The sequence below is a fragment of the bacterium genome, from assembly GCA_024226335.1.
In the GTDB taxonomy this organism is placed as follows: Bacteria; Myxococcota_A; UBA9160; order SZUA-336; family SZUA-336; genus JAAELY01.
This window is the reverse complement of sequence record JAAELY010000384.1, coordinates 1-10,020: the sequence shown is the minus strand read 5'-3', so window position 1 is coordinate 10,020 and position 10,020 is coordinate 1. Positions and strand designations below refer to the sequence as shown.

At 60.3% G+C, this 10,020-nt stretch carries 8 protein-coding genes; 4 read left to right on the top strand and 4 right to left on the bottom strand.

The genetic code is table 11. The features are described 5' to 3' along the window. Window positions 1-479 precede the first annotated feature (479 nt). From GY725_19480 to GY725_19465, 4 genes are all read left to right on the top strand, one after another. Window positions 480-2,333, top strand: a complete 1,854-nt coding sequence (locus GY725_19480; protein MCP4006366.1) for a hypothetical protein — start codon at window positions 480-482, stop codon at window positions 2,331-2,333. 178 nt (window positions 2,334-2,511) lie between these two features. Next, a complete protein-coding gene (locus tag GY725_19475; protein MCP4006365.1) occupies window positions 2,512-3,219 on the top strand; it encodes a hypothetical protein in 708 nt (235 codons plus the stop codon). Beyond that, window positions 3,216-3,764: a sel1 repeat family protein gene (locus GY725_19470; protein ID MCP4006364.1), complete on the top strand. Its 549-nt coding sequence runs from the start codon at window positions 3,216-3,218 to the stop codon at window positions 3,762-3,764. Before GY725_19475 ends, GY725_19470 begins: the two co-directional genes overlap by 4 nt. A gap of 26 nt (window positions 3,765-3,790) precedes the next feature. Beyond that, window positions 3,791-4,933: a hypothetical protein gene (locus tag GY725_19465; protein MCP4006363.1), complete on the top strand. Its 1,143-nt coding sequence runs from the start codon at window positions 3,791-3,793 to the stop codon at window positions 4,931-4,933. On the opposite strand, the gene GY725_19460 is transcribed toward GY725_19465, so the two are convergent. The 4 genes from GY725_19460 to gloB form a co-directional block, all read right to left on the bottom strand. After that, the gene (locus tag GY725_19460) at window positions 4,930-6,006 is read right to left on the bottom strand and encodes a DNA topoisomerase IV subunit A (protein MCP4006362.1); all 1,077 of its coding nucleotides are present in this window, start codon (window positions 6,004-6,006) and stop codon (window positions 4,930-4,932) included. The genes GY725_19465 and GY725_19460 overlap by 4 nt on opposite strands. A 143-nt stretch (window positions 6,007-6,149) precedes the next feature. Next, on the bottom strand, window positions 6,150-7,895 hold the full coding sequence (locus GY725_19455; GenBank protein MCP4006361.1) for a DNA topoisomerase VI subunit B: 1,746 nt from the start codon (window positions 7,893-7,895) through the stop codon (window positions 6,150-6,152). 132 nt (window positions 7,896-8,027) lie between these two features. Beyond that, entirely contained in the window at window positions 8,028-8,237 is a 210-nt protein-coding gene (locus GY725_19450) for a hypothetical protein (GenBank protein MCP4006360.1), read from the bottom strand. Window positions 8,238-8,971: 734 nt separating this feature from the next. Continuing rightward, window positions 8,972-9,772 carry a hydroxyacylglutathione hydrolase gene (gene gloB, locus GY725_19445; protein ID MCP4006359.1) on the bottom strand — a complete coding sequence of 267 codons (801 nt, stop codon included), beginning with the start codon at window positions 9,770-9,772 and terminating at the stop codon, window positions 8,972-8,974. Window positions 9,773-10,020 lie beyond the last annotated feature (248 nt).

Sequence of the window (10,020 nt, the reverse complement as noted above, 5' to 3'; positions counted from 1 at the left end):
GCTTCGCTCCTCAACCCCAATCGCGGGGGTGGGGAGTCCTTTCACGTCCATCTTCTTCCTCTCTGTCATCGGTGTTCACCTTCCACCGCCCTACAGTAATTCCAAGGGGGCCTGGTGTCTCACTGACGTTGGCAGAGAGGGACGACGTCGCTTCGGCGAACCGGAAACGTGTAGGCAACTAGTGCTTCCAAGTAGCCTAATAGGAGATTGAAACGATCCATATCGTAGTGTATTCCGTCCATTTACTTCTTCCCTTTCGCTCCCGGTTCTGTCAGCATAGGTGTAATCACGCGGGACCGGCTTTTTGCTCGGTCACCGCGTTACTTATTGGCCCTTTTCGCCACATAAAGCAGTAGCAACTAGGTCATGGCTAGTGGTTGCCTAGTGGTTGATTAGGAGCAGGCACGATCGGGAATTTTCGCGCGCGGGGACAGGGCCTTGCGACGTGAGCTGTGTTTCGACCGATGGAGGGAGATGTCGTGGTTACGAATCGAGTAGTTGGCGCTTGTGCGGCGCTGATCCTGGGTGTGGGCTTTCTGGCCCCACAGGCAGCCCAGGCAGCACCGGACTTCGAGCATGTAGTCATCGTTCCGCAAGCGGACGGTGCATTTTCGGCGACAAAAACGGCCAGGGTATATCTGGACAACAACCCAGAAGACCCGTTTCCGGGCGATGGTGAAGTTACCTACGTATACAGCCTGCTAAACGATGCGGGCAGCTTCGTCGCTCTGAATTCGTTCTTGATCAACATCATGGCGTCTTGCCCGATCACCGGCATGGGGTACTTCCCGGGCACGGGCGATCACGATCCGGACGCTCCCGGTGGCGAGTTCTTCCCACCCGCCGATCCGAACGGCACGGTGCGCTGGAATTTCAATCCTCCCGGCGGCATCTCCCCCGGACAGAGCAGTTCCGAGATGTACGTCACCTCGGCTTGCGCACCGGGTACCGGTACGGACACGATCATCTCCGTCGGTGGTGAGTTCGGCTTCGACGCGAGCAGCCCCTGCCTCGGACCGATGGTCATGGCGTCCTGCGATCTGGAACTCGAGAAGTCCTGCGCAGTCGATCAGCCGCCCACCGGTGGTCAGAACGACTGCCAGGGTGCGGTCAAGAAGATGGTCTTCGAGTACACGGGAGACGCGTGCTCGGCCACGACCAACTATCAGAACGGAAAACTCGAGTGCACCGGTGATCCGGCGCACGCGCAGCCGGTCAAGGTCAAGGAGTTCCTCTCCAACATCCGGACGGCTCCGCACGGTGAGGTTCTGGAGATTGGCGATCGCGTGCGCATGCGAGCGGTCTCGGGCGAATTTCCGACCAATACCCCGCTTTGGATCAAGCAACACGACGCTCCGATCCAGGATCTGATCATCCACACGTCCTGCTCCGAGCAGCTCAATGTGGGCGATCAGTTCGGCGCGCTCAAACTCGTGAAGTTGAACTCGACTCACGGCGGCCTCGTGAAAAACTCGACACCGCCGGCGCCGACGGATCCGAATTCCGGTTCGAACAATGCCTGCGAGGTTGCAGGGGCTCCGCTCGGTACGGAGTGCGGGTGCCGGCCGACGACGATGGCGATTCGCTACGTCGGCGGTGACTGCAGCGAAACCACCAACGATCAGTTGGGTACGCTGGTCTGTAACGGTGATGCGGGGACGACCCAGCCGGTACGCGTCGTCCTGGAGGACGGCTCGGCCAACACCTACCTCGATACGGGTGTACCTGCGGATACCAGCCTGGGTGACATTCTCGAGGCTTCCGCAGTGCTGGCCGGCGAGTCGAAGTTCGCGACGAATAGCATCGTGAGAATTCTGGATTCGATGGGAACTCAGCTCCAGGAGATCGAAATCCACACTTCGTGCTCCAAGCCGCTCGCGATCGGTGATCGCTTCGGTGCCGTGCAGATCGTGGGTTTCGACGACATCTCCTTCGGGGACGACGTCCACTACACGTACGAAGTCACCAACCCGAATCTGGACGAGGTCACCAACGTCACGATTACCGATGACAAGATCAGCAATATCGTCTGCCCGGCGCTTTCGATTCCGGCCGGTGAGACGATGACCTGTACCGCTGACCAGTTCATCAGTATGGACACGATGAACATGGCCGAGGTGCATGCCGAGACGGTCGGAGGCACCGTGTGCGATCCGGCATTCTCGGGCGCCAATGTCACGATCACCGAGATCGACGTGAACCCGACCAAGAAGAAGAAGAAGAAGACCAAGTCCAAGAAGAAGACCAAGAAGAAGGTCTCCAAGCATCGCCACAACTGGCAGCACAGCCACGGGAAGAGCCACGGCCCGCACGAGGGCTGCGGAGGCTGGTAAACAAGCAGCTTCTTCTGACCGATGATTGAGTGAAGCGCCGGGGTTCGCAACGCGGGCCCCGGCGTTTTGCGTTCTGGCCCGGAGGAAACTCGTTTCAATCCCGCATTTCTGCTATGACGGCTTCGTCCAGTCGTTCGGAAAGTGGCGGGCATGGGTTCCAGTCCGCAGGAGTGCCGATTTGGAAATCGAGTATCGTCCGAAGACACTGCAGCGGATCCTGGTTCGCACCATTTTGTTTCTGACGATCTGCGGGCTCATGGCCGAGATCGCCGACGAAGGGCTGCACCTGTCCGATACCTATGGCCTACAGGACTTCTTCAGCCTGAGCGACGAAGGCAATCTGCCCACGTGGTTCTCATCCCTGGTCCTGTTCTCCTGCGGCATCACACTGGCGCTGATCGCAATGGGCAAACGGCAGGCGAACGCTCGGTACGTCGCCCATTGGTGGGTGCTTTGTGCCGCGTTCCTGTACATCTCGCTCGACGAGTTCGTGACGCTTCACGAGGACCTCAACGCTCTGTTCCGCTTCGACGCGAGTTTCTTGTACTTCGGCTGGGTGATCCCCGCAGGTGCCATCGTGGCGGCCTTCGGCTTGAGCTACCTGGGCTTTCTGGGCCATCTCCCGGTCAGAACCCGCACCCGCTTCATCCAGGCGGGCGCTCTCTTCGTGGGCGGGGCGCTCGGGGTCGAACTGATTCTGGGGTACTGGACCGACCGCGCCGGTGATCAGAATCTGGTTTACGGGCTGATCGATCTGGTGGAAGAGTCGATGGAAATGATGGGATCGAGTCTGTTCTTCTACACCCTGGTCGGGGTGCTGGCGGAGCCGACCGGAACAGTCTCGATCTCGATCTCGAACGCACGCTCTGAACCGGATTCCGAATGAGATTTTCCCGGACACGCCCAGGCCTTCGTTGGCTTCTGGCGCTCGCGACCGGCGCCCTGCTGTCCGCCTGCAGTGAGACGGACATCGCCAAGATCAGCGCCCATATGTTCGATCCGGCGGCTCAGACCCAACTGGCCATGATGTACATGATCGGGGACGGTGTGGAGCGCGACGTCGACGAAGCCCGGCGCTGGTACCGCAAGGCCGCCGAGGTTCACCATCCAGAGGCCCTCTTCGGGTTGGCGGAGATCTACTCGAACGGCACCGGTGTCGAGAAGGATCCCGGCGAGGCCATGCACCTCTATCTCCTGGCGGCCGGGCAGGGCCATCCGCGGGCTCAGTACCAGTACGGAATCGGATTGCTCGATGGCGTGGGTGCCGAAGTCGATCTGATTCAGGCTCATAAATGGCTGAATCTCTCTGCGGTTTCGGGGATTGATGCGGGATTCGAGGCGCTCAGGCGGGTGGAGAGCTTGCTCGCACCGGGCCAGATTGCGAAGGCGCGCGAACTGGCCCGTGAGTTCAATCGCGAGAGGAACGGCTGACACGCCGCTATACTCGGCGGCGCGTCATGACGCGGGATGAAGTCGAACACCACTGGCTGGAACAACTGCTTCCGCTCTGGCGGGATTGCGGTTTCGATCGCGAACACGGCGGATTCGTCAATCGCCTGACCTCGGAGCGGACTCCGACCGCCGATCCCTTCAAGCGTCTGCTCGTTCAGTGCCGTCAGATCTGGACGTTCAGCAGCGCCGCACAACGGGGTGCCGGTGATTGGGCGCTCGACCTGGCGAACGCGGGGCGTGATTTTCTGAAGACCCGTCTCTTCGACGCGGACCACGGTGGCTACTTTCTGACCTGCACACTCGAGGGGGAACCGCTCGACAGACGGAAGGATCTGTACGGGCATGGCTTCGTGATTCTGGCATTCGCCGAACTGTATCGGGCGAGCGGAGATGCCGGCGCGCTCGCGGATGCAAACGACGCCCTGGAAATCGTACAGGCCAGGCTGCGGGACCCCGTGCACGGTGGATTTTTCGAAGCGGCCGAAGCGAACTGGAGCGTGTTGCAGGCGACCCGCAGACAGAATCCCCATATGCATCTCTTCGAGGCAGTGCTCGCATTGCACGATGCGCGCCCCGATGCCGCGGTTCTCGAGCAAGCGACAGCTCTACTGGGTCTTCTGGAACGTGCGTTCTTCGACGAAGCAACCGGCAGTCTCTGCGAGTATTTCGACGAAACCTGGAAGCCCCAACCTGGCGTCGAGGGGCGACTCGTCGAACCCGGTCACCACTTCGAGTGGGTGTACCTGCTGCATAGCTACGCTCGCCGCGTCAAGCAGGCAACGAGTACAGCCGCCGACCGTCTGTTCGAGTTCGCCAGCGAGAACGGTGTGGACAGCGATGGCGGTGTCTTCGACAGGATCGATTGTACGGGCAAGCTGTTGCTCGACACGAAGCGGCTCTGGCCACAGACCGAATACGTCCGCGCATTGGTCGCTCGCGCAGAACACTCCAAGAGCGATTCGGCTCGCGACGCAGCACAGGACGCACTCGAAACCGTGATGCACCGCTACGTCGATCCGCGTTGCGGTGGCTGGTACGAGCAACTCGATTGCACCGGCGCTCCCATTTCAGACTCGATGAACGCAACCAGCGTCTACCACGTGACCGGAGCGCTGATCGCCGTCCTCGATCTCATGGATGCGGGCTAGGGAAGGAAGAGGTTCGGATTTGCCAGTTTCTGTGGCAGGTACTCGTCGATCACGTAGTTGAGTCCCCACTTGGCCAGGGCCTGCTGCTCGGCGCGTACGCCCATCTTGATCAGCTGCTCCAGGGCTTTGCGCCACTTGATCTGGCTCTTGAAGAACGGATCGTTCTTCAAGGCGTCCTTCGCGCGTTTTACGTCGACGTCTTTGAGCGGATGGGTCGGTAGCTCGTAGTCGATGATGTCCTGAGGCGTGACACCGAGAAACTGGGCTCTTGGGACGCAGAAGAACTTGTTGATATGCGCGGCTGATCCCGATCCCACCTTGATGGTGCGATAGATGTTCGCAATGCCGTAGGGATCGCAGTCGACGAAGGCGTACACGGGCAGGTCCTGCTCGTCGGAGAGTCGCCGAACGAAGCGACGCACCGCGCGCGTGGGCACGCCACCCATTTCCACCAGGATGCAATTGCTCGATTCCCAGAATCGGTGCGATTGCAGGCGCTGGAACATTCCGCCGGTCTCGATCAGGAGTACAAATTCCGCCGTCGTTTCGAAATCCAGTTGCTCGACGGACGATGGCACCGAGTAGGCCCCGGTGCCAAACGACGTGCAGTCAATGCGAGAGACCCGTCCCGTCGAGTCTTCGTCGATGACCGTCAATGGTCCCGAGACCGAGCCGCCGTGCTCTTCGGGATAGAAGCGCAGTTGTTCGCGGGCGATCTGGTCGACGGAGAACAACGCTTCGATATCGTCCATGGTCGCGTCGGACTCGATCTGTTCGTCGAACTTGGCCTCTTCCCAGTTCTTGGAGATGTAGTAGGCCTCTCGCTTGGTGGCGAAGTCGTTGTTTCCGACCAACTCCTTCGAGAGCGCCATCATGCGTAAGGTCTGGGCGAAACCTTTGACCGTGTTGACCGAAAGGGTTCGTACCTTTTTCTGCTTGCCGATCTCGAGGAATCCGCGCTTCTCGTTGTACGAAACGTTCGATAGCGCGCGCACCGGCAAGGAGAGATCGGGCTTGCCGCGTTTGAGAATCGTGGAGTGCAGGCCCTTTGCAGTCGATGTGATTCGCTCCATGGTCTGCTCGTCGGTCGCGTGGACGCGCTCTTCGATCTTGCGTCCGGTCGACTTGCGTGGCGCCTTCTTGCGGGTGGTCGCCTTCTTCGCCGTCACCTTCTTTCTGACGATCTTCTTCCGAGAAGTCTTCTTGCGCGCCGCCATCAGAGTTTCCTGCTCTTTTCGAGAACGTCGGTCAGCGTTGCGACCGTGTTCTCGCGCACCTTGTCGTCGAACCCCAGGATTTCCTGCAGGGCCAGGGCGACGTGCGGAATATACTTCTGGATGTAGCTGCGCTTCTTCAACTCATCGGCTTCCCTGCGCCTTCGGCGTACGTGAGTCGATAGTCGGCGACCGCAGTCCTGTAGCGCGAGCTTGATCTCCTTGATGATTTCCGGGTAGTGCGCGATCGCCTCCTTCGACTCGGAGGTGAACGGAACCCATACGCTCGCAATATGCACCATGACGACCATCGGGCCGACGGGTAGTCCGCCGCGCGGCTGTTGTAGGCCGTACTTTTTCCAGTCCGTCGTGGTAACGGCGCGATTGATTGCGCACGCTCCTTGTTGGTACTGCAGAGGAACGCGATTCGCGTAGCGATAACACAGAGCCTGATCGTCGCCGGAGAGATTGCCACCGTAGACCAGCGCGGCTTCGATCAGAAACGGATTGCCGCGATAGACTGCGGGGCGGCGCGTGATCGCGGTAGAGAATTCCCCGGGATGAATCGAATCCAGGGCTTTCTGCAGCAGGTCTTCACCGATCGGTGCGATGCAGTCCGTCGGTGGAGACATGATCTTGGTTTTGCCGATGCCCTTGTGCAGGCTCTCGGCTTCGTTGCGGTTCATCTCTCTCGGCTTGCGCGTTGGTTTGATCCCGGCGTTCTTGCAGATCTCCTGGGCCGTGCGACTCGAAACTCGCGAAAACTCGCTGGCCAGGAAGCCCGTGAGGTTGCGCGACTTGGACTCGCGCAGGAACTGCATCAGCACGCCGAGTTCCACCCCGTAGGGATGCGGCTGGATTTCTGCAGTCTCGGGTGGAAGGTCCTTGGTGACGCGATCATAGACGATGCACTCTTCGTCCTTGTCGCGGCCCGGTGGAAGATAGGTGAGCTTGGCATGGGGATTTGCAAGCGAGATCTGACGAATGTAGTTGTCGACCGAATGCTGGCCTTTGCGGTACGCGGCTTCGAGTTCGATCTCGACACTCGTACCGTGCGGTGCTTCCCAGTCGACGATTTCTTCCTTCTTGATCGCCGCCTGGTTTTTCTGCGTGTCGATTGCGATCACGAAACGCATGGCGTCTTTTTTCTTGCCCGTGCGCGAGATGACCTTGAGCGGATGCCCGGTGGTGAGTAGCCCGTACATGCCGGCGGCCGATACGCCGATGCCCTGCTGGCCACGGCTCATCTTCAATCGGTGGAACTTCGAGCCGTACAGGAGCTTGCCGAAGACCAACGGAATGTTTTTTGCGGGAATTCCGGGCCCGTTGTCGGTACATGTGACGCGGAAACGGTCTTCTGCGAGTTGATCGATGCGAATCTCGACGTCGGCCGGAATGCGAGCTTCGTCCGCGGCGTCGAGTGAGTTGTCGACCAGTTCCTTGATCGTGGTCAGAAGCGCCTTGCTCGGGTTGTCGAAGCCCAGCAGGTGTCGGTTCTTCGCGAAAAACTCCGAGACCGAGATCTCGCGCTGTTTGCGCGCGAGGGCTTCGCCCGAGGTCTGGGTTTCGCTGGAACTCTTTCGCGCATGCTTCTTCGCCGGGGCGCGACCCTGGGTCGGCTTGCGTTTCGCGCTCTTTCCCGCGCTCTTCTTGCGCTTTACGCCTTTGGCCGCGCGTCCTCCCGAAGCGGCAGCGCTACTCGATCGCGCCGCGGCCTGGAAGCCAAAACTCTGCTGACGGTCCGACATAGACCCGCCCCCCCCCCCATCAAATCCGCTGGAGGTTAGCCCGTCGACGAAGGCCGTGCCTTCACCCAGAGGTCAACCTGTTTCGATCTCGGCCCTACGCCGCGAAAACGAATCGCATCAACCCGAATTGCATCAACCGACGCGGACGTCCGCTCCCCGGAAGTTTCCCACCAGCGTGACTCTTCCGGAGTTGATCAGGCGTTTGACCGTCGAAACGACCTCGTCTTCGTCAGAAGTGGCCTCGCAAACCGCATTGACCAGGTCGAGTAGGGTCAGGACCTCAGGGTATTCGAAGTGGCCCTTTTCGAGTTCCATGTGTCGATGCGCGATCTGTGGGGTCATGATCAGCCCTTCTTCCTTGCAGTTGCCGGTGTCCATCAAGTCATGACAAAGCATTCCCCGTGCCAATTCGACGGGTTTCTTTGAAAATTCGTAAGTAGTTGATTTGGAAGGGTAAAATCCGAGATGTCCCAGCTGTGTTGCGCTTCGATGTTGCCGGTGGGCGTCATTCTCGTGACGGGCTCGTCAACTCTCCGACTCCTTGGACACAGCCTGCAAAGGCCGTCCATCGGGGACGTCTTTTCAGGTCTGCTGGGAAGCCGCACGCAGCCATGAAGCCCGGCTGCGTCGGTCTCTTGTGCGCGCTGTGAACCGATCCCAGAGAGTCGAGCTCGACCGCCCCCACGACGGCTGAGCTCTCTCTGGTGATCCCTCCGGTGCCCCCCCAGGCAAACCGGATGAACACCGCGCGAAACAAAGGAAGTTCCTCTCCGACCCGGATACCCTGCGACCCCCCGCTGGCATCCGGAACCCTAGACGCGCGACGATCCGCGGATGTTCACTCGCCTGCCTTGTTCCAGCGATATCCCCGCAGGGCACTGCATACATGTGCAAGTCGGAGGGGCGAAGCCTTCCTGCTCGTACCCGACAGGCAGGTTGCGCAGGCGGATGCATCGCGCTTCGCAGCCGCAGCCTCCCTGTGCAGAGATTCCCTAGCCCAGCAACGCGTCAGGTCTCGGCAGGCAGGGGAGGGGAAGTTGCGCAAGAGTGAAAACCCGCCACTGACGAGCCACCCGCTAGAAACTGTCCTTCAGGCGGCGCACTGCAGCCAGAATACTGACGGGATCATCCGCCGTTCCGGGTGCCGCCTTCATGACGCTGGCTTTCAGTTCGGGTGAGTCCACGCGCATGAAGGGATTGGTCTGACGTTCTTCGCCGATCGTCGAAGGCACGGTCATCTCGGCTTCGGTTGCATTGTGCCAGTCGCTCTCGGCCCTGGCGCGTTGCTTCCCAACCCAGGCCATCTTCTCCTTCAGCGCTGCGTTGTCTGGCTCGAGCGATTGGGCGAAGCGCAGATTGCTCTCGGTGTACTCGTGGCCGCAGTACACCTTGGTGTCGTCGGGCAGGCGCGCCAGCTTCACGTTCAGCGCCTCGTGCATCATCTGTGCATCGCCCTCGAAGAGGCGCCCACAGCCACCGACAAAAAGCATATCGCCGCTGAAGACGGCACCGTCGAAAACGAAGGCGATATGTCCGCTTGTGTGGGCCGGGATGAACACGACCTCGGCCTCGAGATCGCCAACCTGGATCGTGTCGCCCTCTTCGAGTCCGTCGCTAAAGCCGGGAATCCGATCGCGATCCGATGAGTGTCCCAGGACGGGGGCGTCGTAACGCTTGGCGAGTTCCGGATGCGCAGCGCAGTGATCACCGTGGTGATGGGTCGTCAGGATTTTCGTGAGCCGAACGCCCAGCGCCTCGATGCGCTCGATGACGGGACTGGCCTCAGCTGCGTCGACGACTGCAGCTTCCGATGTTGCCTCGTCGATGATCAGAAACGTGTAGTTGTCCGACAGCGTCGGGATTCGCTCGACTCGCATGACCAGGCCCTCCTGGCGCATATCCTAGCAGTCCCCGATGGTCAGCAGTCTTCGGCACCCAGCCTGTAGTTCTCACCACGCACCGCCGGAGCAATGCGGCTCAGGCTCCTAGGGAACCTCTGCACAGGGAGGCTGCGGCTGCGAAGCGCGATGCATCCGCCTGCGCTGCGTCGCGCGACCCTCTGCAGATCTACGGATCTGCGATCGGATCACCCTTCTTGCTCAGGCGGCGACTCCCGCTTCTCGCT